General features: G+C 61.7%; 20 protein-coding genes. 9 read left to right on the top strand and 11 right to left on the bottom strand.

The genetic code is table 11. The features are described 5' to 3' along the window. Positions 1-36: 36 nt before the first annotated feature. The 7 genes from BMZ66_RS10385 to BMZ66_RS10415 form a co-directional block, all read right to left on the bottom strand. Positions 37-780, bottom strand: coding sequence for a hypothetical protein (locus BMZ66_RS10385; protein ID WP_092672128.1), 744 nt, complete (start codon positions 778-780; stop codon positions 37-39). Positions 781-858: 78 nt separating this feature from the next. Then, a complete protein-coding gene (gene uvrA / locus BMZ66_RS10390) occupies positions 859-3,402 on the bottom strand; it encodes an excinuclease ABC subunit UvrA (RefSeq protein WP_092672132.1) in 2,544 nt (847 codons plus the stop codon). Positions 3,403-3,626: 224 nt separating this feature from the next. Beyond that, complete coding sequence (locus BMZ66_RS10395) at positions 3,627-5,060, bottom strand: carbohydrate-binding protein (protein WP_143080145.1); 1,434 nt, start codon at positions 5,058-5,060, stop codon at positions 3,627-3,629. A 546-nt stretch (positions 5,061-5,606) separates the two neighbouring features. Continuing rightward, positions 5,607-6,089 (bottom strand): peptide-methionine (R)-S-oxide reductase MsrB, encoded by a 483-nt coding sequence (msrB, locus tag BMZ66_RS10400; protein WP_092672138.1) that lies wholly within the window; start codon positions 6,087-6,089, stop codon positions 5,607-5,609. Positions 6,090-6,363: 274 nt separating this feature from the next. Continuing rightward, positions 6,364-6,723, bottom strand: coding sequence for a hypothetical protein (locus BMZ66_RS10405; RefSeq protein WP_092672141.1), 360 nt, complete (start codon positions 6,721-6,723; stop codon positions 6,364-6,366). A gap of 7 nt (positions 6,724-6,730) precedes the next feature. Beyond that, complete coding sequence (locus BMZ66_RS10410; protein WP_092672144.1) at positions 6,731-8,254, bottom strand: NCS1 family nucleobase:cation symporter-1; 1,524 nt, start codon at positions 8,252-8,254, stop codon at positions 6,731-6,733. Between the two features lie 222 nt (positions 8,255-8,476). Beyond that, the gene (locus BMZ66_RS10415) at positions 8,477-9,583 is read right to left on the bottom strand and encodes a glycoside hydrolase family 43 protein (RefSeq protein ID WP_092672147.1); all 1,107 of its coding nucleotides are present in this window, start codon (positions 9,581-9,583) and stop codon (positions 8,477-8,479) included. A gap of 302 nt (positions 9,584-9,885) precedes the next feature. Here BMZ66_RS10415 and BMZ66_RS10420 point away from each other — a divergent pair, with 302 nt between their 5' ends. After that, entirely contained in the window at positions 9,886-10,773 is an 888-nt protein-coding gene (locus tag BMZ66_RS10420; protein WP_214606979.1) for a pirin family protein, read from the top strand. Between the two features lie 199 nt (positions 10,774-10,972). Here BMZ66_RS10420 and BMZ66_RS10425 read toward each other — a convergent pair whose 3' ends face one another. Both BMZ66_RS10425 and BMZ66_RS10430 read right to left on the bottom strand, forming a co-directional pair. After that, positions 10,973-12,619, bottom strand: a complete 1,647-nt coding sequence (locus BMZ66_RS10425; protein WP_092672150.1) for a M28 family peptidase — start codon at positions 12,617-12,619, stop codon at positions 10,973-10,975. Positions 12,620-12,724: 105 nt separating this feature from the next. Continuing rightward, a complete protein-coding gene (locus BMZ66_RS10430) occupies positions 12,725-13,711 on the bottom strand; it encodes a DUF1028 domain-containing protein (RefSeq protein WP_092673030.1) in 987 nt (328 codons plus the stop codon). A 150-nt stretch (positions 13,712-13,861) separates the two neighbouring features. On the opposite strand from BMZ66_RS10430, the gene BMZ66_RS10435 reads away from it, so the two are divergent. The 3 genes from BMZ66_RS10435 to BMZ66_RS10445 all read left to right on the top strand — a co-directional run bounded on the left by BMZ66_RS10435 (position 13,862) and on the right by BMZ66_RS10445 (position 17,017). Further along, on the top strand, positions 13,862-14,812 hold the full coding sequence (locus tag BMZ66_RS10435) for an ABC transporter ATP-binding protein (RefSeq protein WP_092672153.1): 951 nt from the start codon (positions 13,862-13,864) through the stop codon (positions 14,810-14,812). Continuing rightward, complete coding sequence (locus BMZ66_RS10440; protein WP_092672156.1) at positions 14,800-16,371, top strand: ABC transporter permease/substrate-binding protein; 1,572 nt, start codon at positions 14,800-14,802, stop codon at positions 16,369-16,371. The genes BMZ66_RS10435 and BMZ66_RS10440 overlap by 13 nt, the downstream gene beginning before the upstream one ends. 133 nt (positions 16,372-16,504) lie before the next feature. Next, positions 16,505-17,017: a GNAT family N-acetyltransferase gene (locus BMZ66_RS10445; RefSeq protein ID WP_092672159.1), complete on the top strand. Its 513-nt coding sequence runs from the start codon at positions 16,505-16,507 to the stop codon at positions 17,015-17,017. A gap of 32 nt (positions 17,018-17,049) precedes the next feature. Here the strand turns inward: BMZ66_RS10445 and BMZ66_RS10450 are convergent, their stop codons facing one another. Beyond that, positions 17,050-17,484, bottom strand: coding sequence for a hypothetical protein (locus BMZ66_RS10450; protein ID WP_143080146.1), 435 nt, complete (start codon positions 17,482-17,484; stop codon positions 17,050-17,052). A gap of 284 nt (positions 17,485-17,768) precedes the next feature. On the opposite strand from BMZ66_RS10450, the gene BMZ66_RS10455 reads away from it, so the two are divergent. From BMZ66_RS10455 to BMZ66_RS10465, 3 genes are all read left to right on the top strand, one after another. After that, positions 17,769-18,299 carry a GAF domain-containing protein gene (locus BMZ66_RS10455; RefSeq protein ID WP_092672165.1) on the top strand — a complete coding sequence of 177 codons (531 nt, stop codon included), beginning with the start codon at positions 17,769-17,771 and terminating at the stop codon, positions 18,297-18,299. Positions 18,300-18,473: 174 nt separating this feature from the next. Continuing rightward, positions 18,474-19,304, top strand: a complete 831-nt coding sequence (locus BMZ66_RS10460; RefSeq protein ID WP_177204680.1) for an alpha/beta hydrolase — start codon at positions 18,474-18,476, stop codon at positions 19,302-19,304. 233 nt (positions 19,305-19,537) lie between these two features. Beyond that, entirely contained in the window at positions 19,538-19,906 is a 369-nt protein-coding gene (locus BMZ66_RS10465) for a hypothetical protein (protein ID WP_143080147.1), read from the top strand. A gap of 116 nt (positions 19,907-20,022) precedes the next feature. Here BMZ66_RS10465 and BMZ66_RS10470 read toward each other — a convergent pair whose 3' ends face one another. After that, positions 20,023-22,656 carry a M1 family metallopeptidase gene (locus BMZ66_RS10470; protein WP_092672176.1) on the bottom strand — a complete coding sequence of 878 codons (2,634 nt, stop codon included), beginning with the start codon at positions 22,654-22,656 and terminating at the stop codon, positions 20,023-20,025. Between the two features lie 71 nt (positions 22,657-22,727). Here BMZ66_RS10470 and pxpB point away from each other — a divergent pair, with 71 nt between their 5' ends. Continuing rightward, the gene (gene pxpB, locus BMZ66_RS10475) at positions 22,728-23,444 is read left to right on the top strand and encodes a 5-oxoprolinase subunit PxpB (protein ID WP_214606981.1); all 717 of its coding nucleotides are present in this window, start codon (positions 22,728-22,730) and stop codon (positions 23,442-23,444) included. Continuing rightward, positions 23,434-24,450 (top strand): 5-oxoprolinase subunit C family protein, encoded by a 1,017-nt coding sequence (locus BMZ66_RS10480; RefSeq protein ID WP_092672179.1) that lies wholly within the window; start codon positions 23,434-23,436, stop codon positions 24,448-24,450. The genes pxpB and BMZ66_RS10480 overlap by 11 nt, the downstream gene beginning before the upstream one ends. The last annotated feature ends 49 nt before the right edge of the window (positions 24,451-24,499 follow it).

A 24,499-nucleotide genomic window follows, 5' to 3' on the forward strand; every position in this document is an offset into this window, starting at 1 on the left:
GAAGACGCCACCATGATTTGGCAGCTGAAAAATTTGCTATGGCAAGGGCTTGCGAGACACGTACACTGTGGCTCGTTGGTTGCCTTTCTTCGTAATAGGGTCTCCCGTTACTGCGTCGAAGCGAAGGCCCGAAACAGCGACGTAAAGGCGGTTTTGGGTGTCGAGGTGAAGATTGTTGAGGTAATGCCGGGCCGGCAGGCGTAGCGTCGACTGCGAGCTACCAGCCGTTCGAAGCAAGTCGCCAGCCAACACCAATCGACTTGTTGAGTTGGGTATCGGCCGGGTATTTTCCTGCACACGGTAGCTTATGCCGCCTGCCTCCACCTGCCCGAGCGGCCGAACAATGCCGCTGTAGCGCTGGTACCCGCGGGGCAGCAGGCCGGTATAGGCCCAAGTCTTGCCAAAATCAGTCGTATACACATCCGCATTACCGGCTATTTTTTCGCCCTGCCCGTTCAGGCCGTAGGCAACCAAGGCAAAAATGGTGTCGTTGCGCGCTAGCAAGCCTACCTGCCTGTCAAAGTTCCGTACTGCCTGCCACGTTTTGCCCTGGTCCAACGTGGAGAACACCTGCGTCATATTAGCGACCAGCAGGGTTTTGTCAAGGTCGCCAACCACAGCGCTGGCCATGTCACCAATGTCATCAGAGTAAATGGTGGCCGGAAGCTCCAGCTTTATCCAATCCGGGTCTTCGGCTTCGCGGGTAGCAAGCCCGATATCTTTTTTCTGGCAGGCCGCCGCGAGTAGCCCGGTGGCAAGCAATAGAACGTAGGGTTTCATTGAGACAATGGCGGGGCAAGACAGATTGAAGAAGAGTAGGGCGTGAAGATAAGATAATTAGAATACTCCGAGTCATCTTTATTTATCCAGGAACGCCCGCAGGTATGGCGCCGTGCTGCTTTCCCTGGCTTTGGCCACCTTGGCAGGCGGCCCGGCCACTACCACACGCCCGCCTTCTTCGCCGGCCCCGGGACCGATGTCGATGACCCAATCGGAGCCAGCCACCACGCGCATGTCGTGCTCGACCACGATGACGGTGTTGCCCGCTTCCACAAGGCCGTCGAGTTGCACCAGGAGCTTTTCCACATCGGAAGGGTGGAGGCCGGTGGTGGGCTCGTCGAGGATGTAGAGGGTGTTGCCGCGGCCAATGCGCTGCAGTTCGGTGGCCAGCTTAATGCGCTGGGCTTCGCCACCCGAGAGCTCGGTGGCGGGCTGGCCCAGGCGGAGGTAGCCCAGGCCCACTTCGCGCAGCACGGTGAGGGCGCGGTGCACGGGCGGCTCCTCGGCAAAGAACTCCCAGGCGTCGTCCACGGTCAGGCCCAGCACTTCGGCAATGTTCTTGTCGCGGTACTGTATTTCCAGGGTTTGGGCGTTGTAGCGGGCACCGTGGCACACGGGGCAGGGCGCGTACACGCTGGGCAGAAACAGCAGCTCGACCATCACGAAGCCTTCGCCCTGGCAGTTTTCGCAGCGGCCCTTGGCTACGTTGAAGGAGAAGCGGCCGGCATCGTAGCGCCGCTTGCGGGCGGCGGGCGTGGCAGCAAACAGCTTGCGCACGTGGTCGAACAGGCCGGTATAGGTGGCCATGTTGGAGCGTGGCGTACGGCCAATGGGCTTCTGGTCGACGCGCACCAAGCGTTTGATGCCTTCCATGCCACTCGTGATTTGGCCGCCTAGAGTGACTGGCGCGGGCTGGTCGAGGGCGTCGGCGTCCTCTTCTTCAAAGGAAACCTCCTGGCCTAAATGTTCAGCCACCAATTCAACCAAAACCTGGCTTACGAGGCTTGACTTTCCCGAGCCCGACACACCCGTGACGGTGGTAAATACGCCGAGCGGAAATTCGGCGTCGAGTTGGTCGAGGTTGTTGCGCGTGACGCCAGCTAGATGCAGCCAGCCGGTGGGAGTGCGCGGCTCGCGAGACGCTAGTGCTACTTCAGCGTCGGCAAAGAGATGGCGCCGCGTTTGCGATTCCTCTATTTGCTTTAATCCTTCGGGTGGGCCGCTGTAGAGCACGTGACCGCCTTTTTCGCCCGCGGCGGGGCCGACGTCTACCAGCCAGTCGGCTTTTCGAATTACGTCCAGGTCGTGCTCTACCACGAACAGGGAGTTACCCGCGTCTTTCAAGCCCGCCAGTGCCGTCAGCAGGGCCTCGGTGTCGGCCGGGTGCAGGCCAGCGGAGGGCTCGTCGAGCACATAGACTACCCCGAACAGGTTGGAATAAAGCTGGGTAGCCAGGCGCAAGCGCTGCAGCTCGCCGGGCGAAAGTGTGGGTGTGCTCCGTTCCAGGGAGAGGTAGCCCAGGCCCAAATCGAGCAATACGGCGAGGCGGGCAGCCAGGTCTTCGGCAATGCGCCGGGCCACAATGGCTTGCTCAGGGTGCTCGGCATCGTGCACCTGCTTGCGGGCCGTGCCCCGGGCAAACGGCTCCAGTAGGCTCGCCAGGCGCTTGAGCGGCAGGCGCGACATGTCGGCAATGTCGATACCCGCAAACATTACCGACAGCGACTCGGGCCGCAGGCGCTTGCCCTGGCAGGTGGGGCAGTCGCTGCTGAGCATGTACTGCGCCACGCGCTTCTTCATGAGCGGGCTGTGGGTGGTGGCGAAGGTGTGCAGCACGTGCCGCTTCACGCCCGTGAAGGTGCCCATGTAGTTGGGCTGCTCGCGGCGCTTGATGGCGCGCTGGGTTTCCTGGGGCGAGTAGCCGGGGTACACGGGCAACACGGGTTGCTCCTCGGTGAAGAGTATCCAGTCCCGGTCTTTCTGGGGTAGGTCGCGCCAGGGCGTGTCCACGTCGTAGCCCATGCTCACGAGGATGTCGCGCTGGTTTTGGCCGCCCCAGGCCTGCGGCCACGCCGCAATGGCCCGCTCCCGGATGGTAAGGGAAGGGTCGGGCACCATGCTTTGCTCCGTGACTTCGTACACGCGGCCCAAGCCGTGGCAGGTGGGGCAGGCGCCTTCCGCGGTGTTGGGCGAAAAGGCTTCGGCGTAGATAATGCCCTGGCCGGCCGGGTAGTCGCCGGCCCGCGAGTAGAGCATGCGCAGCAGATTGGAAAGCGTGGTCACCGAGCCCACCGACGAGCGGGTGCTGGGTGCGCCGCGCTGCTGCTGCAGGGCCACGGCCGGTGGCAGCCCATCGATGGAAGTGACTTCCGGCACGGCCATCTGGTGAAACAGGCGCCGCGCGTATGGAGAAACCGATTCCAGGTAGCGGCGCTGGGCTTCGGCGTAGAGCGTGCCGAAGGCCAGACTCGACTTGCCCGAACCCGACACGCCGGTGAACACCACCAGCGCATCGCGCGGAATGTCGACGTCGACGTTTTTGAGGTTGTGCTCGCGGGCGCCGCGAACGCGCACGAAACCCTGCGAATCGGAAGAAGTGGAGAGGTTTGTCGGTTTAGCCATGGTATAGGGTAGAGAGCCCCTCGCCCTACAAAGGCGGAGCTACCCCACGCATACGCAGCCGGCGCGACAGCATCCAAACCTAACCTGCAAAAAGCGCTGCTGGCATTGTGGGTATCCCCGCGGCCTCTTGGTGCTGACCAGGTTGAGGGACGCACCAAAAGGACGGGCGCCGTCGAGCTTACGCCCCACGCCACCCGTCCCGAACAGAACCTGTTCAGTGCCGCTTACTGCTTGCTGAATCGGCTCGCTTGCTTCTGGCCAACAGTAGTTTGCAGTATTAGCGTGTAGAGACCGGGCTTCAGGGCCGATACGTCTACAGTTTCGCCACGGTAGGTGCCGCGCCACACCTGGCGGCCCTCCACGCTCAGAATCTGCACCTCGCTGCCCACAAACTCGGGGGCGGTGGCCAGCGTGAGGCGGTCAGTTACCGGGTTAGGGTACAAGGTCAGGCCCTCGTTGGTGCTCGCAACTTCTTTGGTAGTAGCCAGGGCCGTGCGGGCGGTGCCCTGCTTGGTGATGCGCACCCAGTTGAGGTTGTAGCCGCCAGTTTGGGCAAACACGCCGAAGTTGTAGGAGCCCGCGGCCACGGTCACGGTGCGCGAGACGGTGGTCCAGTTCTGCCAACCGCCGGTGCCGGGCACGGCCGTGGTGCCCAGCTGGGTGCTGCCAGCGTTCAAATCCGACGAAATTGTGCCACCGGCTGCGCCGCTGGCCACGCGGTACTCAAGCAGGTAGGTGCCGCTGGTGGCGAAGTTCACGTTGTTGAAGACGAGGTAGTCGCCGGCGTCGATGTAGCCCATGTTCTGTCCGCCGCCGGTGTCAGTGCAGTTCTCCACCACCATGCCATTGTTCACGTTCGCCGCCTCGGCTTGTAAGGTCAGCGCCGTGGGCGTGGGCGTGGGGCTGGTGGTTTTCTGGTACACCCGCACGTAGTCGACGAACATGGTGGCGGGCAGCTTGCTTTCGTCCACGGTCTGGCCGGGCCAGTTGCCGGCCACGGCCAGGTTCAGGAGCAGGAAAAAAGGTTTCTGAAACTCCTCGGTGCCGCCTGTGCCGTTGCTGATGTTGATTTCGTGGAATTTCACGCCGTCTACGTACCAACGAATGGCCGCGGGCTCCCACTCAATGGCGTACACGTGGTAGACGTTGGGCGCCGTGGGCGTGTTGCCACCGTATTCGGCGTGGCCGTTGTTGTCCCAGTGCACCGTGCCGTAGGTGCGGCTGTCGGCGTTCACCTGTTCCATGATGTCGATTTCGCCGCACCGCGGCCAACTCACCGTGCTGATGTTGCTGCCCAGCATCCAGAACGCCGGCCACAGCCCCTGGCCCAGCGGCAGCTTAATGCGCGCTTCCATCCGGCCGTAGGTGAACTCCTTTTTGCCCTTGGTTATCATGCGCGCCGACGTGTAAGGCATGCCGCCCATGGCCTGCTTGCGGGCCGTAATCTGCAGTTCGCCGTTCACCACGGTGGCGTTAGCAGCCTGGTAATACTGCTTTTCGTTGTTGCCCCAGCCGCCGCCGCCGGTTTCAAATGTCCAACTCGGGCCGATGCCAGTAGTGAACTCATCGGCCCAGACCTGCTGGTAGGTTTGGGCCTGGGTAGCGGCGGTACTGAACAGCAGTGCTGCCGCCCCAAGTAGTGAGGTAAGCGTTTTCATGTGGTAGAGGGGAAAAAAGTGGAAAGAAGCGCTCCGGCGGTAGTGCCGAAGCAAGTGAAAAGCAGTTCAATGTCTCAGCCCGGTGCACCCCGCTCGGGCCGCCAGCCCTAAGCAGGTCCGGCCCGGCCAGTAGGAGCGGGCGCTGTGCTGGTTTCTTAGGGGCAGCAAGCCGGCCGGGTAGTCAAATGTCACCCCTTACTACTGGCAAGACAAGTCCCTAACTGCTTCGTTTTTGGGCTTTAGAAGGCAGTTTTCCCGGCACTTATACACTTACAGCACATTCGCAAACCCCCGATTGGCCCAAGATGCTCCGGAATCGTTACCGGAGAAATCGGACCTTTTCTACGCATAAAAAACACGCAAAAAACTTCCCGATTGCCGGAATTATATTGTTTATTTTTTGGAGTCCCCAACGGCTACTCTGCTTGCAGTATCCTGCTAATTAGCGCGTTTGGTATTATTTCAATGTTGGTATTGACTAGGGCGCTGCGTTTGCCACATCGAGAGTTCGTTTAACAAAGCACTGGATAGGGCGCCTGTGACTACCTAAGGCGAGGCCGGCGCCTCACCGGCGCCATCGGCAGCAGGAGGTAAGAGGTGCACGCTAGCCGAGTTGATGCAGTAGCGCAGGCCGCTGGGCTCCGGCCCATCGGGAAAAACGTGCCCAAGGTGGCCATCGCACACGTTGCACCGGGCCTCGATGCGCTGCATGCTGAAGCTGTCGTCGAAGGCGTAGCGGATGGCGTTGGGGGCGCGGGGCTGCCGGAAGCTGGGCCAGCCGGAGATGGCATGGTACTTCTCGGTGGCTGCAAAAAGCCCGCTGCCGCAGCCGGCGCAGACGTACTCGCCCGGCTCGTAGGTACGGCAGTAGGCGTTGCGGTAGGGCGGCTCGGTGGCCTGCTGGCGCAGCACGTGGTGCTGGCCGGGCGTGAGCAGCTGGGCCCATTTCGCTTCGGAATGCTCCACGCGCCGGGGCGGCTCGGGGTTGCCGTATTTGGCGAAGGTGATGATGTCTTTCCAGCGGAGCACGGGAAAAGTAAGGCTATACGCCGTTCATACCACCTGCGGTGTGGGCTGGGGAGGTGACCATCTTAGCCTAACTCGTTCTGGTGGGCGCCTCACCCCCGGCCCCTCTCCGGTGGAGAGGGGAGCCGGTTATGCGCACGCGAAAATCGTCAGGCTCCCCTCTCCACCGGAGAGGGGCCGGGGGTGAGGCGTAATGCGGAGGGCGACCTCGCTAGAATGTAAACTGTAAACTGGGGCTGGAGGTAGACTTAATCGCACCAAGTGTAAATGGTGACCCTCAGCCGCTGGTGGCCAACTGGGCCACCACTTCCACGGGGTCATCCACTTCGATAATGAGCTGCTGGTATTCTTCGTCCCGCAGCGTGATTACAACCACATTCTCTGGCTTGGCCACGTCGATAAACGACGGCTTGTGGCTGCCTTGGTGGTCGAGGTAAAACGTGCCCGCCGTGACGAGCCCCGGCACACTGGTGCCACCGGCGCGCAGGCCCTCAATGTGCTTGGCGGCCTCGGGGTCAGCCCGCACTTCTGTGATGTGGGAGCGCGGCACGGTGAGCTCGCTTTTGAAGGCAAAAACCTTGTGCAGGCCGCGTACGGTGAAAACAACGGTGTCGTGATGGACGGTGACTTCAACCATGGGAAGATTATTGAGCCAATGAAGAAGGAACGGGATGGGCAGCAGAGGTCGCTAGCGCATTGGGGTGGCTGGCCGTTTGCCAGCGCATCAGCACCAGGTATACCCCACCCGATACGAGGAAACCCACAAACCAGGCGTAGTTGTACACCGCCACCAGGGCGGGCCACACGGCGCCCTTGTCCAGCGCGCCAATGGCGGTGAGAAAGCCGGGAATGTTGGGCAGAATGCCGATGATGAGGGCCGCAATAGCCGCCAGATTGTAGCCGTTGCGGTAGGCGTAGCGCCCGTGGTACTGGTAGAGGTCGGGCACGTCGAGCCGCTGCTGGCGAACGAGGTAGTAGTCGACTATCATGATGCCGCCGATGGGCCCCAGCAGGCCCGAGTAGCCCACCAGCCAGGTGAAAATGTAGCCGGAAGGGTCGGCAATGAGTTTCCAGGGGAAGATGAGCACGCCGAGCACGCCGGTGATGTAGCCGCCGGCTTTGAAGCTGATGCGGGTGGGGGAAAAATTGGCGAAGTCGTTGGCGGGGCTCACGATATTGGCCGCGATGTTGGTGGCCAGCGTGGACAGGGCCACCGCCAGCATGGCCGCGCTCACCAGCAGCTTGCTCTCAAATTTGGCCGCCAGCACCACCGGGTCCCAGATGGTTTTGCCGTAAATGACGAACGTGGCCGACGTCACGACCACGCCCACAAACGAGAACAAAGTCATGGACGTGGGCAGGCCCAGCGCCTGGCCCATCAGCTGGGCGCGCTGGCTGGTGGCGTAGCGCGTGAAGTCCGGAATGTTGAGCGAGAGCGTGGCCCAAAACCCCACCATGCCCGTGAGTGAGGGAAAGAAAAAGGCCCAGAACGCCGCGCTCGACGTGAATTTGCTCGGCTGCGCCAGAATCGGCCCCAACCCGTTGCCGGCCGATATGGCCCACCACAGCAGCGCCACCGCAGCCACCGGTAGGAAAAACGCCTTGAACACCAGTAGCTTCCGGATGCTCTCTACCCCCAGGTACACCACGTACATGTTCACCAGCCAGAACAGCAGAAACACCAGCGCCGGACCCGTTTCGAGGGCCCAGCTGGCTGGAAACACGGGCGGCAGCGTGGCCAGCCCCGGCAGCCACAGCACCGCCATTTGGTAGAGCGCGTAGCCGCCTATCCAGGTTTGGATGCCGAACCAGCCACAGGCAATGATGGCCCGCAGCAAGGCCGGCACGTTGGCCCCGCGCACGCCAAAGCTGGCCCGCGCAAACACCGGAAACGGGATGCCGTACTCGGCCCCGGCGCGCCCGTTGAGCAACATGGGCACCAGCACAATGGTATTGCCCAGAAAAATGGTGAGCAGCGCCTGCCACCAGTTCATGCCGCCCTCAATGAGCGAGCTGGCCAGCATGTAGGTGGGAATGCACAGGCTCATGCTAATCCAGAGCGCGGCGTAGTTGCCAGTGCCCCAGGTGCGCTCGGCCGGCGGGGTGGGGGCCAGGTCGGGACTGGTGAGGCCGGGGGCGGCCGGCGCGAGTTGCTGCGTGGTTTGCATGGTGTTGCTGAAAAAAAAGACCCGGACTAATGTAAGCGTCTGTTCGAAAATAACGTCCTGTCGAGCTTGAAGAACGGTGATTTCGAGCAGTGGCTTGCATTAGCCCGGGCTTATTTCAGAACGGGTGTGAGGCTGTAGCGCGGACATTTAGTCCGCGACCCAGTTTGTGCTATGAGTCGCGGACTAAAAGTCCGCGCTACGGCCTGGTATTCGTGGCCCAAATCAGGGCGTGATGGTCTCGATGCCACCGTCGGCCCGGCGCTTCAGCTCGGTGACTTTGATGTTGCGCAGCCAGGTTTTGCCCGAGAGCTGGGTGTCGTGGTAGAAAATGTACCACTTGTCTTTGATGGGCACAATGGAGTGGTGGGTGGTCCAGCCCTGCACGGGCTGCATGATGACACCCTGGTAGGTGAAGGGGCCTGCGGGCGTGTTGGCGGTGGCGTACGCCAGCAGGTGGGTATCGCCGGTGGAGTAGGAGAAGTAGTACTTGCCGTTGTACTTGTGCATCCAGGCGCCTTCGAAGAAGCGGCGGTTGTTATCGCTGGATTGCAGGGGCTTGCCATTCTCATCCAGAATCACAACTTCCTTCACCGGGCCGTCGAATTTCTTCATGTCCGGGGTGAGCTTGGCCATGCGGGCGTTGAGGGCGGGTACATCACTATTGGGCTCCTTCTCAGCGGCGTTGGGGTTGTACTTTCCACCCTGCCAGCGCTGGAGCTGGCCGCCCCAGAGGCCCCCGAAATACATGTAGGACTGCCCGTCGGTGTCGGTGAACACGGCGGGGTCGATGCTGAAGCTGCCAGCAATAGGCGTCGGCTCGGCTTTAAACGGGCCGGTGGGCGTCTTGCTGGTGGCTACGCCGATGCGGAACACGTCCTGCTTGTCTTTCACAGGGAAGTACAGGTAGTAGGTGCCGTTTTTGAAGGCCGCATCGGGCGCCCACAGCTGCCGGCCAGCCCAGGGAATGTCCTTGACGTCGAGCCCCACACCGTGGTCCGTAACCTTGCCGTTGATGCTGTCCATGGACAGAATGTGGTAGTCGCGCATGGCGAAGTGGTCGCCCTTGTCGTTTTCCGGAATGTCGGCTTCGATGTCGTGCGAGGGGTAGATGTAAATCTTGCCCCCAAACACGTGGGCCGAGGGGTCAGCGGTGTAAATGTCGCGCACCAGGGGTTCGGACAAGGGCTTTTTAGCCGCAGCGGTGTCGGCCTGAGGCGCCGTAGTGGCCGTGGTTTCTTGCGTAGAGCTATTGCTTTGGCAGGCCCCGAGCAAAGCCAGGGAGGCCGCCAGCACCGGCACCGAAACGGATGTTTTGAAGGAAGTGAGCATGGGGAATTTTAGGGATGGAAAGCACTTGCGGGAAATGGCAAAAGCGGTTCGCGGGCAGCCCGCGGAACACATCTTAATCAGATTGCCGCGTAAATATAGAAGCAGTGTCTGCCTGCGCAACTCTTTGATAGATAGCTGCTTTTAAAGCAAAACTACCGGAACCGTTTGTGATAGGTTGGCCAAAACCATCGGCGCGCCAGCCCGTTTATTCCCGCTGCGGCAGATAACTATTTTGCGGCCAATTGCTTTTATCAGCGGGCCGCCAGCTGCCGCCCTCACCCCCGTACATTTTGCCATTCATTATGGACACTACCACAGAAACTGCCTTCCGCCGAATTTTTCAGGTTATCGACGGCAATAAGAAAGCCGTGGGCGACGGCTTCCAGGTAACCAGCCCCATGCCCGGGCCGCGCATCCGCCAGCTCAGCCCCTTCTTGCTCATCGACCACATCGGCCCCATGGCCGTGGCCCCCAGTGACAAGCCCCTGGGCTCGCCGCCCCACCCGCACCGCGGCTTCGAAACCGTGACGGTGATGTACCAGGGCGTGCTGGCCCACCGCGACACGGCCGGCCACGCTGGTAACATCGGCCCCGGCGACGTGCAGTGGATGACGGCCGGTGCCGGCCTCATGCACGAGGAGCTGTACGAAAAGGAATTCACGCGCCAGGGCGGCACCCTGGAGGTGGTGCAGCTGTGGGTGAACGTGCCCAAAAAGGACAAGATGGCGCCGCCCAACTACCAGGACATTCCGTCCGCGGCCATCAAAACTCTGCCCACGTCCGACGGCAAAGGCACTATCCGCGTGATTGCGGGCACCTACGAAGGCGTGAGTGGCCCTGCCACCACCTTCTCGCCCATGACCATGCTCGACGTGCACCTCACCAAAGGCGCCGAGCTAACCCTGAACCTGCCCGCCGACTACAACGTGGGCCTCTACATTGTGAAGGGCGACGTGCTGCTCCACGGCGAGCGACCGGCCGCTACCAAGCAGCTGGTGGTGCTAGGCTGGAATTCGCAGGAAGCGCAAATAACCGCCACCGAGGACAGCATTGTGCTGGTGTTGGCGGGCGAGCCCATTGAGGAGCCGCTGGCTACTTACGGGCCGTTTGTGATGAACACTAATAAGGAGCTGATGCAGGCCATTGCTGACTTTGAGAGCGGGGCAATGGGGAAGTTTGAGGACGAGTAACCTCACCCCCTGACCCCTGCCGGGCACGGCCCCTCTCCAAAAAAGAGGGGGCACCGGCTTTGCGCTGTCATATACCGCTAAAAGTAAAAAGCCTGCTAAACAGCAGGCTTTTTTAATTAACACTATTATCCTAAGGCATGACCAGTGCCCCCTCTTTTTTGGAGAGGGGCCGTGCCCGGCAGGGGTCAGGGGGTGAGGTTTACCGGCTTCCGTAGCGCTGCCCAAAAAAATCGCCCTTGTTCCAGGTCGGCCGCACTGGGTTCTGCGCCACTTGGTAGCCAATCAAGAAGCACAGCTGCACGTATTTCTTACCAGCTTCGAAGTCAAATAAGCCGTTGATATCATCCTGCGGTTTGTGGTAGGTGACGGCGCGCCACTTCTGCACCTCTTCGCTGAGGTTGTTTTTGCCGTCGGCGGTTTTGTTACCGTATTTGATGTGCAGGGCCGGGATGCCGGCGGTCACGAAGTTGTATTGGTCGCTGCGAATGAAGCGGTTCTGCTCCGGCTCGGGGTCCTGCTCCAGGGCGATACCCATGTAGGCGGCGGCTTGTTTCACGGGCTCCAGTAGGGTGGAGTGCTGCCCGCCCAGCGCCACCACGGACAGCAGCGGAGCGATGATGGTGGGCATGTCCATATTCACATCGGCCACGATGCTAGCTTTGGGCACGGTGGGGTTGGCGGCAAAGGCGGCCGAGCCCAGCAGGCCTAGTTCTTCGCCAGTCATAAACACGAAGAGCATGCTGCGCTTAGGCTTCTCCTTGAGCCTGGAGTAAACCTTGGCAATCTCCAGCACGCAGGACACGCCCGAAGCATTGTCGTGGGCACCGTTGTTGATGGAGTCGCCTTTCACGGGCGCCGTGATGCCGAGGTGGTCGAGGTGGGCCGAATGCACCACGTACTCGCTGCGCAGCTTGGCATCGGAGCCTGTGACTTTGCCCACCACGTTGTAGCTCTCAATATCCTGGTAAGTGGATTCGCCGCGGGCACTGACAGCCGTTTTCAGCGGTGCCGAAGCTGGCTTGCCGCCCTTGATAGTGGCAAAAACCTGCGCCGTATCCAGCCCGGCCCCCTGCATGAGGCGCTGGAGCGTAGCGGCGCTAACGGCCGCGTACAGCTGCTGGCGGCTGCCCACCGCAAAGGAGCGCGAGGCGGCCACCTTGCCGTTGGCGCCCAGCACGCTGTAGGTGCCGCGCTTCAAGTCGGGCAGGGCGCCGGCACGCGTCGAAGCTACAATCAGGCCCACGGCGCCGCGCTGGGTGGCCGCCTGCAGAATGCCTGATAGGTCCTGGCTAGCCGCGGCCACCGTGGATGCAAATGTCCTTGGCGCGCCGCGGACAATAACCACCACCTTGCCCTTCACGTCGAGGCCGGCGTAGTCGTCGTAGCCCAGCTCGGGCGCACTGATGCCGAAGCCCGCGAAGGCCAGTGGGGCATCGGCTACGGTGGTGGCGGGCAGCTCGGGGCTGGGGTAAATAACGTAGTCCTGGCCGGCCGTAAGCGGCGCGGCTGCCTGCGCCTCACGCAACGTGAACGTGGCTCCAGGCTTCAAAAGCGCCTTGCGCAGCTGAACCTTCTGGAGGTAAGTGCCGCCTTCGCCAGCGGGCTGTACGCCCAGGTCTTTCAGTTGTTTCGTGACGTAGTCGACGGCCATCTGGTAGCCTTCTGTGCCGGGCTGGCGACCTTTCAGCCGGTCGTCGGCCAAGTAAGCAATGTGGGCTTTGATGGCCGCGGGTTGCACCTGGTCCAGGGATTTTTTGACGGGTGCAGGCACGGTGAGCGGGGCTTGCGCGTGGGCAGTGCCGCTTAGCAGCATGGTGGCAAGCAGAATAAGAGGACTGTTTTTCATTGGAAGGATGTAGAGACGCCACGCTTGGCGTCTCGTAGTTGAACAGTTACGAGGGAACGATGAGGTCCTCACGGCGCTGACGCCGAGACGCAAAATGTTGCGTCTCTACAAGGCTAAAATCTGCTTTAGCTCGGCGTCGGTCACGGTGAGCAGGCCTACTTTGGGCAGGCGCTCGGTGAGCACGCGCCAGTTGGGCTCCTGCTTGAAAATGGGGCGGAGCAGGGCAATGGCGGCCGGCACCTGCTGCTTATTGGCGAGGGTGATGGCGTGCCAGTATTTCATTTCGAGGTTTTTGGGAAACATCTTTTCGGCGGCCTCATATTCCTGAATGGCTTTGGGCATGTCGTTTTTCTCCACGGCGAGGTCGCCGGCGTTCATGTGCTCGTAGGCGCGGTGCAGGCTGAGGAGGCGGCGCAGCTCGGGCAGCGGGGCGGCGCTGTCGTCCACGCGCAGGTCCACGAGACGGTCGGCCCAGGGGCCTTCGGTGGCTTTGCCGCGCACCACCAGCAGCGCGGCCGACTGCCGGCCGCGGATGTCGCCGCCCTGGGCTTCGGCCGCATCGAGAGCAGCCAGTACCCGCTCGGCTAGGGGAAGTTTGGCATTTTGCTCGAAGGCCTTGGCCATGGCGGGCCACACTTTGTCGGAGAGCATCATGTTGGCTTGCACCGAGAATTGATTGCCGGTGATGTGTCCGGCCTTGTCGACGCACTTGTTACCAGTATGCACGGCCACGCGGCCCTGGTTGTCGAGGATGGCGACCTGCCGTACGTCGCGGCCTTCGTCGTTCGACAGCAGCTCATCCAGCGCCTGCTGGGCCGATTTACCACTTTTCAACAGCGCCAGGCCGCGCAAACCGAACGACTTATTGGTAAACGACTGCGTAGCCACCACGCCCACGCCGGCCTCGCCCCAGCTCACGGATGTGCCCACCGAAAACCAGTGGCTTTGCACGGCCACGGCCATTTCGCCGGTGGCGGGGTCGCGGGCCACTATACTGAATGTGTGAGCCAGCGGGTCGGTGGCGGAGTAAAACTGAGCAGCCACGGGCAGGTGCAGCAGCACAAGCAGCAGGAGGGAAAGCAGGTATTTCAGAAGCATAGCCGGGAAGCGAGGTGAGGTGAAGGCAGTGGCCGAAGGTAGTAAACAGCGCTTCTTTGCTTGAATTGGTGCGCTGCAAACCCAAACTGGTATGTGGGGTTTACCTTGCTCCTTCTAGCTCTTATGCTCCCAACTCAACCGCCCATGATTCGCGTTTCCCACCTCAGCAAACGCTTCGGGGCGCACGCCGTGGTGCAGGACGTGTCGTTTGAGCTGGCGGCCGGCGAAACGCTGGTGCTCCTCGGCCCCAGCGGCTGCGGCAAAACCACCCTGCTCAAGATGCTCAACCGACTGGTGGAGCCTGACAGCGGCACCGTCGAAATCAATGGTCTAAATGTATTCGAGCAGCGTCCCGAAACGCTGCGCCGCGGCATTGGCTACGTCATTCAGCAAGTGGGCCTGCTGCCGCACTACACCGTGGCCGAAAACGTGGCCGTGGTGCCGCGCCTGCTCGGGCACGCACCCGCCGCCATTGCGGCCCGCACCACAGCGCTGCTCACGCGCCTGCACCTGCCGCCCGAGCGTTACGCGGCGCAGCTCCCGCATCAGCTCTCGGGCGGGCAGCAGCAGCGCGTGGGCCTGGCCCGCGCCCTGGCCGCCGACCCGCCCATTATCCTGCTCGACGAGCCCTTCGGTGCCCTCGACCCATTGACCCGCGCCAGCATCCGGCGCGAGTTTCGGGAACTGGAGGAACTGCGCAGCAAAACGGTGGTGCTCGTTACCCACGATGTCACCGAAGCCTTTGAATTAGCCGACCGGATTTTGCTGCTCGACGCTGGCCAGGTGCAGCAGCTGGGCACGCCGCGGGAGCTGCTATTTCAACCGGCTAATGACTTTGTGCGCCGGTTTTTCGCCGCCGAGCGGCTGGCCCTGCAATTGCGCACCCTCACGCTGGGCGATGTCTTTACTGAGGAAGCAGCAACGCGGAGCGCCGGGCCAATCCCTTTGCCTTTCACCACCGCAACCACCGTGCATGATGCCCTCGAAACCTTAACCGATTCCGATGCTGGCGCCTCAACAAGCTTCAGCGTAGCGGAGCTGATGGCCGCGTTCGGCCAGGCCTTACAACGAGAGGAGGAAGCATGGAAACGCTAGCAGCCCTCTTCACTTTTTGGCGCGAGCAGGCCGGCAAGCTGGGCGAGCAAACGCTGCAGCACATCGGCCTCACGGCGGCTTCGTTGCTGCTGGCGGTGCTGCTGGGCGTGCCCGTGGGCTTGTGGCTGTCGCGCCGGCCGCGCTGGGCTCCGGCGGTGCTGGGCCTGGCCGGCGTGCTGCAAACGGTGCCCAGCATTGCCCTGCTTGGCTTCCTGATTCCGTTGCTGGGCATCGGGCCCAAGCCGGCCATTTTTGCGCTGTTTCTGTACTCGCTGCTGCCCATTATCCGCAACACCCTGGCGGGTATTCAGGGCGTAGCGCCGGCCGTGGTGGAAGCCGCCCGCGGCCTGGGCCTCACCGATGGCCAAGTGCTGCGCCGGGTAGAATTGCCACTGGCGCTGCCGGTGCTCATGGCCGGCATCCGCACGGCTACAGTAATAAACGTGGGCGTGGCTACCCTGGCGGCCTACGTGGCGGCAGGTGGGCTGGGCGAGTTCATCTTCGGCGGCATTGCCTTGAATAATCCGGCCATGATACTGGCCGGGGCGTTGCCCGCCGCGGGGCTGGCCCTGGCGTTTGATGCGGCGCTGGGCGCGGTGCAAAAGCTGAGTGCCCGCCGCCTGCGGCAAGTGGGCGGGGCGCTGCTAGTGGCGCTGCCGCTGCTGGGCGCGCTCTACCTGTTGCCCCGCGCCACGGGCAAGCTGCTGGCCGGCTTCAGCCCCGAGTTTGTGGGCCGCGCCGACGGCCTGCCCGGTCTCACCAAAACCTATGGCCTCACGCGCCTGCCCAACGTGGTGCTGGCGCCTGCGCTGGTATACGAAGCCGCCCGCAACGCCAACGTCGACGTCATCGATGGCTACTCCACCGACGGCCGCATCCGGGCCTACAACCTGCGCGTGCTGCACGACGACCGCCGCGTGTTTCCGCCCTACTACGCGGCGCCCGTCATTCGCCCCCAACTGTTGCGCGAGCACCCTGAGCTAATGGCCGTGCTGGCCCAACTCGATGGGCAGATTTCCGATTCGGTGATGACCAACCTGAACTACCGCGCCGACTACCTGCACCAGTCGCCCCAGGCTATTGCCGAAGCTTTTCTGCGGCGGCGCGGGCTGTGGCGCGCTCCCCGCCCCGCCATTGCCGATGCGCCAGTCGTGCGCTTGGGCTCCAAGATTTTTGCCGAGCAATACATCCTCGCTGAGATGTACGCCGCCCTTATCCGCGGCAATACCAACCTGGCCGTGCAAACCAAAACCGGCCTCGGCGGCACCACCATCTGCTTCGATGCGCTGCGTGACGGTGCTATCGATATGTACCCCGAATACACCGGCACGGGCCTCCTCGTGCTGCTCCAGCCCACGCCCGCCGTGGTCGATTCGCTCGGGGGCCGGCCCGATGCCGTGCTTAATTATGTGCGTCGCGAATTTCAGCGGCGCTACAACCTGGAGTGGCTTGCGCCGCTGGGCTTCAATAATACTTATGCCCTGCTGATGCGGCAGCAACAGGCGCAGGAATTGGGCATTGCGAGCGTATCAGAATTAGGGCAGTACCTGCGGCGGTGATGGGGTTACTGCTGTCATCCTGAGCGCAGCGAAGGACCTTATCACAGTAGGGTGACTTGAATTACCGCGTATCAGAATCAACATAATAAGGTCCTTTGCTGCGCTCAGGATGACAGAAGGCTACTTTTGTTATATGATTCTTGCCACTGCCACCCCTGCCGACGCCGCCCGCCTCACTAACCTCGTAAACCGCGCCTACCGGGGCGACTCCTCCCGCCGGGGCTGGACCACGGAGGCCCACCTGCTCGACGGCCAGCGCATCGACGAAGAAGGCATGCAGGAAATGCTGGCCGTGCCCGAAGCCGCCATGCTGCTCTGCCTCGGCGAAAACAACGCGTTATTGGGCAGCTTCTACGCCCATGCGCTGGGCCAGAAAGTATACCTGGGCATGCTGGCCGTCGACCCTCAGGGGCAGGCTCAGGGAGTGGGCAAGTTTCTGATTCGGGCGGCCGAAGACTACGGCCGCCAGCACGGCTGCACCATCAGCAAGATGACCGTCATCTCGGTGCGAACCGAGCTTATTGCGTTCTACGAGCGGCAGGGCTACCGCCTAACCGGCGCCACTGAGCCCTTTCCCACCGACCCGCGCTACGGCATTCCCAAGCAGCCCCTGACGCTGCTGGTGCTGGAGAAACCACTCGCCTGAGGCAACTGAAGCTGTGCCAGCGCAGGCTGCCCTCAGTTCCGCTGCACGCTTATTACAACGCTTTTTGGCTGTTGGGCCGTGGCTCTGCTTGGATAAGGGGTCACGTCGTGGAGCACCACCAAGTAGGTTCGCCCATTGGCTTGCACCACGCCTTGCGCATCGGCGCTGACATTGGACAGAACCAACTTAAGCGACTGACTCGACCCATCGCTGGCCTGCACGCTGAGCACCGCTTCCGCAATGCCTCCCCACACGCAAACCACGTCTTGCGGGCAGCGGCTATCGTTCACGGCGTCCACCCCAATAGTCAATTCTGGCACCCGCTGGTTGGGAAAAGCTCCGCTTTGCTGCTGGCGCAAGGCCACCTGCTGGCCGAAAGGCGCATCGATGCGCGGCGCGGCAGAATCGTCTTTCTGGCAGCTTGCCAGGCACCACACGAAGGCCATTAAAACCAAAAGTAATTTCATAGGAGAGGGACTTGACGTATAGGTTAGAGCCAGGAGTTTCGCAGCGTAGACCGCTGCATCAGCCTAATGGTTGCGTGCCGCTCGTAGCAATTGCCGGTCGGCGTTGTTTAAACAACGACTCTCGCATTAAAATTAATTTACGAGCAACTTCCAAAAACCGAGCCGGTTCAAGCAGCAAACTTCCTCTCGCCACGTTATAGTAAGCGGGGCGCTTGTTCCTAAGTAAAGAACACAAACCCGCAAAGGCACCAGACACCAACGTTCCATTCCCTCAACCAAGTGCTATGACCAATACCCCTCTGTCCGAACTTGAACTGGTTCTGAAAGCCGATACTCCGCCCGCCGAAGCGCTACAAAGTGCTCTCGAATTGATAGGCCAGCACCTGCGCGCCGACCGTTGCTTTCTCTACGTGCGCGACCCGGCGCAGGGGCGTGGCCGCATCGCCCTGGTCTGGCGCCTCGATGAAGCCGTGCCCGACCCGCGCCACGACTGGCAAGCCGACACCGGCGACCTACCCAAAGAAGACCCGCTCTTCCGCGCCGCCCTGGCCGCTCAGCCCTCGGTGTTTGTCAACGACGTAACCGAGGCTGGCCCCGAGGTGCTCAACCAGGAATTCGAGCGCCGCACGTTCGGCCACCGGGCCCTCATCCACGCCCACATCACCGAAGGCGAGCAGCTGTGGGGCATTTTGCAGCCCTGCGTCTTCGGCCACCCCCGCCACTGGACCGCTGCCGAGCGGGAGTACGTGGATGCGGCGGTGCCGCTGTTTCTGCCGATTATTAGAGAATATGTGCAGGAGGTGGGCAAGCGCTGAGGGGATTAAAGTGCTGCTCGTCTTTTCCCGAATTGCTCTCAATTAGGGTCCTTTCGGAAGTGCACTTTGGGATTTGGCAATGAACCCAAAGGAAGTGCAACGTTAGCCGATGGGGTAAGTCTATGAGAAGCCTTGGTACCGAGCCAGGGCTTTTTACTTTTCATGCTCCGTCTCATGATACGCCTTCTCCTTCTTTGCCTGATGCTGCTCGTCGTCGTACCCGCGTTTGCCCTTCGGCCGGTGGCTGCTTGGTGGGCCAAGCCGGACACGCTGGGCCTGAAATACCAGCAATTGGAGATAACCACAGCCGACCATGTGAAGCTGACTGCTTGGCTCATCGAGCCTTCAGCCAAGGCTACTGACCAGCACACTACCATGGTTGTGGCCGGCGGCGACGCCTACAACATGTCCAGCAATATCTACACGGCGTGGGCGCTGGCCGATGCTGGCTACCGTTCCTTGCTGTTCGACTACCGGGGCTTCGGCCACAGTCAGGCCTTTGCCATCGACCCACAGCGGCTGTACTACGAAGAATTTGCCACCGACCTGCGTGCAGCGTTGGCTGAAGCACGGCGCTTGCAGCCCCGCGACCGGGTAGGTATTCTGGGCTTGTCAATGGGCGGTATTATCGGGTCGAGAGTGGGAGCCAGTGACAAGCCCGATTTTCTAATCACTGAGGGCTATGCGGGCAATCTGCCGGCCATAGTGGCTTACCAAAAAGCCGCCCACAACAAAACCTTAACCCTCCCAGCCGGGGCCGCTACCTACCCCCGCGTGGCGGCCCGGGTGCATTGCCCCTGGCTACTCATCGCCGGCACCCAGGATAAGAACACGCCCCTCGCCGATTCGGCCGCCGTGGTGAAAGCCGCTCGCCGCCGTCAGCGGCGCCAGTTGTTAGCCGTAGACTGCGGCCACTTGGGTGCGCAGGATAAATTGACCGAAAAGTTCTTCGCTGAAGGCTATGTGCAGGCCATTAGTCGCTTTCTGGCGGGCGGCGAAGCCTAACAGCTCAAGGCAGGGCCAACTGTGTCCGTAAACAGCGTGGCGGCATGTGCTGCTCCCAAAGCTTGTGAAACGAGCTCAGCAGCTGCAAAACCTGATTTAATTGCCAGGCGTAGAGGCATGGCAGGCCAGCCGAACCTCTCCTGGCCTTCTTTGCGCTGTTGTCAATCCTTCATAACTTCTCGCTTGACTACGATGCAGGGCGTGACCTGCTACTGGGTCACTGGCTCCCGGGAATGACAGAAGAAGACCTTTACCCTTCCTATGCCCGGCTGCTAGCGGCGGCCCAGGAGCATGGCAATTGCCGGTTTTGGCTGCTGGATATGCGCCAAAGGGCGTGGCATTCGGCCGCGTTCGCCGCTTGGTTTAGCGGGCTGCTGGCCCAGCAGGTCGTGCGTGAGTTGGGTGCCCCAGTGTTCGTGGCCTATGTTGCCAGTGAGGAGCACCGCGCTACCATCGAGAGCATCTCCACTGCCGCCACTTTGCGCAAAGCCGCGAAGTCTGAGCTTTATCCACACTTTTTCAACAACGAGAAAGATGCTGCGGAGTGGCTGTGCTACTACCAAACTCATAGCGAGTGGAAGTCTCGTCTGCAAAGCACTTGATGATTGCTGTTGGTGTAGACAGCAAGCTAGGCGTGCAGAAAGAGCTTTATAGCAAAACGCATTGGCTGGCGCAGATGACGCTCCGCTAAACTTGCTCCAGCGCGACTTCCGGAACTTTATCGCACCAGCTTCTCGGCCCGAAACAGGTCGTCTGACGCTTGCAGGAGCTTGGCGCGCAGCTTGGGATTATAGTCCGGGTGGAAATTCAGGAAGGCGCGCACCACGCCGGCCGCCCTATCTGTCTGGTAGGAGCCCAGCGAGGCCTGCAGCCAGGAATACGGGAAGAAGATGTCGCCCGTCAGCTGAATTTCCTCCAGCAGCTCCAGGCTCTGGGGCAGGTATTTTTCTGACGTTTCGTGGCGAAGCGGGTGGTGCAGGTAGCCGAGGGCGGCCGTGACCCAAGCTTCTTTTTCGCGGTTTTTGTCGTCGGCCAGGGAGGTGAAGAAGGCGTCGCGGGTGGCGGCATCGGGTGCCAGGGCGGGCATCAGAAATTGCAGGCGGCGTTGGCGGTCCACATTTTTGATGCGATTGAGCTGCTGGGGCAGAATGGGCTGGGGCGAGGTGAAGTCGCGCACGGCCAGCGCCAGGGCCAGGGCAGTGTAGTCGTCCTCGGTCAGCTTCACGCCGACGGGCGCTTTTTCCGATTGCCAGATTTGGTAGAGGCGGGCCTGCGCGGGCTGAGTGAGGGCGATGGACTGGTAGGTTTTAAAGAGCAGCTTTTTGGAGTTGGCCGCCGGGTTTTTCTGCAGGGCAGCCCACAGGTCTTTTTCCAGCGCGGGAGCCACGGCTACGCGCTGCGCCGGGCTGAGAAAGTGCCAGAAAATGTCGCTGGCCTGGCCCGTGAGCAGCTTCAGGTTCAGCTCCTCGGGCTCGCGGGTGAGGGCCTGGCGGTAGACCGTGAGCAGCTCCTGCGGCTTGATGACCTGACCGTTGAGCATGTTCTCGTAGAGGTTGACGTAGGCGGCGGCGCGGGCCACGGGGTTCTTCAAACCCGCGAGCTGCGCCGGAAGCTGCTGGGCCACCGGGAACACACCGTAGCCCAGGCCCGTGGAGTTGAACAGCACGAAGCTGGGCGCCGGCTGGCCCACGGCCAGGGGCAGCGCCACGGTGCGCTCACTCATGTTCACGGTTAGCTCTTTGGTGCGGCCGTTGGGGTACACCAGCAGCACCTCAAACAGCTGCGGCCAAAGGCGGTCGGAGCCGTCTTCGGCGCGCTGGGTGAGGGCGAGGCTGGTGATTTTACCAGCGTTGGTTTTCAGCTCGTGGGTGAAAACAGGGCGGCCGGGCTGGTTCACCCACACCTGGTTCCAGGCCTGCAGGTCGGCGGGCGTGCGGGCGTCCAGGATGTCGATGAGGTCGGGCCAGGTGGCGTTGCTGTTCGCGTACTTCCGCAGATACTCCTGCAGGCCCTGCTGGAAGGCTGCCGGGCCCATCAGCCGCTCCAACTGCCGCATCATGATGGGCGCTTTGTGGTAGATGATGTTGCCGTAGAGCGAGCCCGCGTCCTGTAGGTTGGTTAGCGGCTGGCGGATGGGATTGGCCCCGGCCGTGCGGTCGATGCCGTAGGCGGCAGGGTAGTGGTCGATGACGAACTTGAGGTCGTAGTTCGAGTTTTTTACGGCCACCTGGGTCACTTTATCGGCCATGAAATTGGCGAATACCTCCTTCATCCACACATCATTAAACCACTGCATGGTCACGAGGTCGCCAAACCACATGTGGGCTGTTTCGTGGGCCACCAGGTTGGAGCGGGCCAGCAGTTGGTCCTGCGTGGCGCCCTCGTCCAGAAACAACGTTGAGGCCTTGTAGTCAATAGCCCCCACGTGCTCCATGCCACCGTACTGAAAGTCGGGAATCGACACGAAGTCAAACTTCTGAAACGGGTAGGGAATGCCCGTGTACTGCTCCATAAACTGCAGCGCATCGGCGTGCAGCTGGAAGATGGGCCCGAGGCTGCTTTGCAGCTTCGACGGGTCGGTTTCGCGGTGCAGCAGGGTCATGGGGCGACCGTTCATTTGCCGGGTGAGGCGCGTGAACTTGCCCGCCGCAAACGAAAACAAGTAGGTGCTGATGCTATCCGACGTGGCAAAGCGGTACTGCTTGGTGGCGCCATTTGCTGTCGAGTCGCGCACGGGTCCGTTAGCCATGGCCTGCCAGCCTTCGGGCACGGTGAGGGCCAGCGTGAACGTGGCCTTCATATTGGGTTGGTCGAAGACGGGAAACACGGTGCGGGCGCGGTCGGGTACCAGCAGCGTGTATAGGTAATCGGCGTTGCGGTTGAGCGACTGTTCGCCGGCGTTGAGGCGGATTTCGGCCACGTTGCGGCCCGGCTTGAGGGTGCTGGCGGGCAGCACGAGGTGCTCATTGCGGTGGTCGAAGGGCACGGGCTGGCCGTTCACGGTCAGGCTTTGCAGGTTGGCCGTGGGCGCTTTGAAATCGAGCTGCACTGGTTCCTGAGCATCGCGCAGGTTGAAGGCGACGGCTTCGACCACGGTAATGGGCTCGGTTCTCTGGGCCGGAATGGTCAGGTTTAGGTCATAGGCTATGCGGCTGATGTTCTTTTTACGCGCAATGGCCAGTTCCTCGGATACGCCGGTTGTGACAGGTGGCCCGCCGATGTTCGCAGCACTAGCCGCAGCTGTGGCCGGCAACACGGCGGGGCGGGACACGGGTTGGCGCTGGCAGGCGGCAGTGAGCACGGCGAGCGCAAAAGCGCCAGCCTTGCCATATTTACGGAAGCTAAAATTCATCAGGAGTTTCCAGTGCAGAGAAGCCCAAAAGTAACCGCCAGCACGTGAGAAACGTCCCCGAATCACCATCTGTGGCCCCTGACAATATTCGGCTGTACCCACTGGGCGACGCAGCTATCGTGCTTGAATTCGATGGCCGCATCAGCCCGGCCACGCACCGCGCTATTCAGGCCGTGAGCACCTATTTAGGCCAGCATCCATTTCCTGGCCTGCGCGAATACGTGCCCGCTTTCACCACCCTAACGGTGTATTACGACCCCTGGGTGCTGAGTGAAAACGGCCAGCAACCCTACGAAAGAGTTTCAGAAATTCTACGGCGTCTGCTGCCCGCGGCCCAGGCTTCGGAGGCAACAGTAGCGGCTAAGAAGGTTGAAATTCCGGTTTGCTACGGCGGGGCGTTTGGGCCTGACTTAGCGTTTGTTGCCCAGCACACGGGCCTATCAATAGATGAAGTAGTTGCCCAACATTCAGCGCCCGATTATTTGGTGCACATGATTGGCTTCGCACCCGGCTTTCCTTACCTCGGCGGCATGGATGCGCAGTTGGCTACGCCGCGCAAGGCTCAACCGCGGCCGCTGGTATCAGCCGGCTCCGTTGGCATTGCTGGACTGCAAACGGGAATTTACTCGCTGCCCACGCCGGGCGGCTGGCAACTCATTGGCCGCACGCCGCTTCGCATCTTCAACCCAGAATGGAAAGCGCCCAGCCTACTCCAGGCCGGCCAGCACCTGCGCTTTGTGCCCATCAGCGAAGCCGAATACCAAAGCCGCCAGCAGCATGAGTCTTAGCATTCTTCGCCCTGGCCTGCTCACCACCGTGCAGGACCTCGGCCGGCACGGCTACCAGAAAGACGGCATCGTAGTGAGCGGCGCTATGGACGCCACAGCCCTGCGCGTAGCCAACCTGCTGGTGGGCAATTCCGAGAATACCGCCGGACTGGAAATCACCCTGCTGGGCCCCAAAATCCGATTCGAAACCGATTGCCTCATTGCCCTCACTGGCGCTCATCTTTCTCCGGCCCTCAACGGCCAGCCCGTGGGCCTGAATCGGCCCGTGCGGGTAACGGCCGGCACAGTGCTGGCCTTCGGCGCGCCGGTGGCAGGTGGCCGGGCCTACCTCGCCGTGTCGGGTGGGTTTGCTTTGGCTCCGGTGCTTGGCAGCTACGCCACTTACCTGCGCGCGGGCTTCGGCGGGCTGCACGGCCGAGCTCTGCAAACTGGTGACGTGATTCCCTGCACCGGCCCCACTGATACGGGCCACAGGCTGCTGCAGCAACTTGCCGCTGATGAACCGGCCGCAGCCTGGCAGCAAGCCCGCTGGACGCCAAATTCCGAGTTGTGCCCCAGGCCTCGACCGCGCCCAGTAATACGCGCGCTTCGAGGACCTGAATACGAGCAATTCTCAGCGGAAAGTCAGCGCGATTTTTGGCAGCAGCCCTATACTGTAACCACCGAAGCCGACCGCATGGGCTATCGACTGCAAGGGCCCGTTTTGAGCCGTCAAACCAACGTCGAACTGCTGTCTACTGCCGTCACCTTTGGCACCGTGCAGGTGCCGGCCAACGGCCAACCCATCGTGCTCATGGCCGACCACCAAACTACGGGGGGCTACCCGCGAATAGCTCAGGTTATTTCAGCTGATTTTTCAGCGCTGGCGCAAGTGGTGCCGGGGCAGGCCATCCGGTTTCAGGAGGTGACATTGGCCGAAGCGCAAGCGCTGTACCTTGCACAGAAACGGCAGTTGCACGGGCTGCGGCGGGCTGTTGAATTTAAATTTAAAACTAATTTAAGCTAACCCGTCATGTCGAGCGGAGCCGAGACATCTCGCTCGAATCGTCGAGATG

Origin of the sequence: Hymenobacter arizonensis, assembly GCF_900115775.1 — a bacterium.
Taxonomy (GTDB): Bacteria; Bacteroidota; Bacteroidia; order Cytophagales; family Hymenobacteraceae; genus Hymenobacter; species Hymenobacter arizonensis.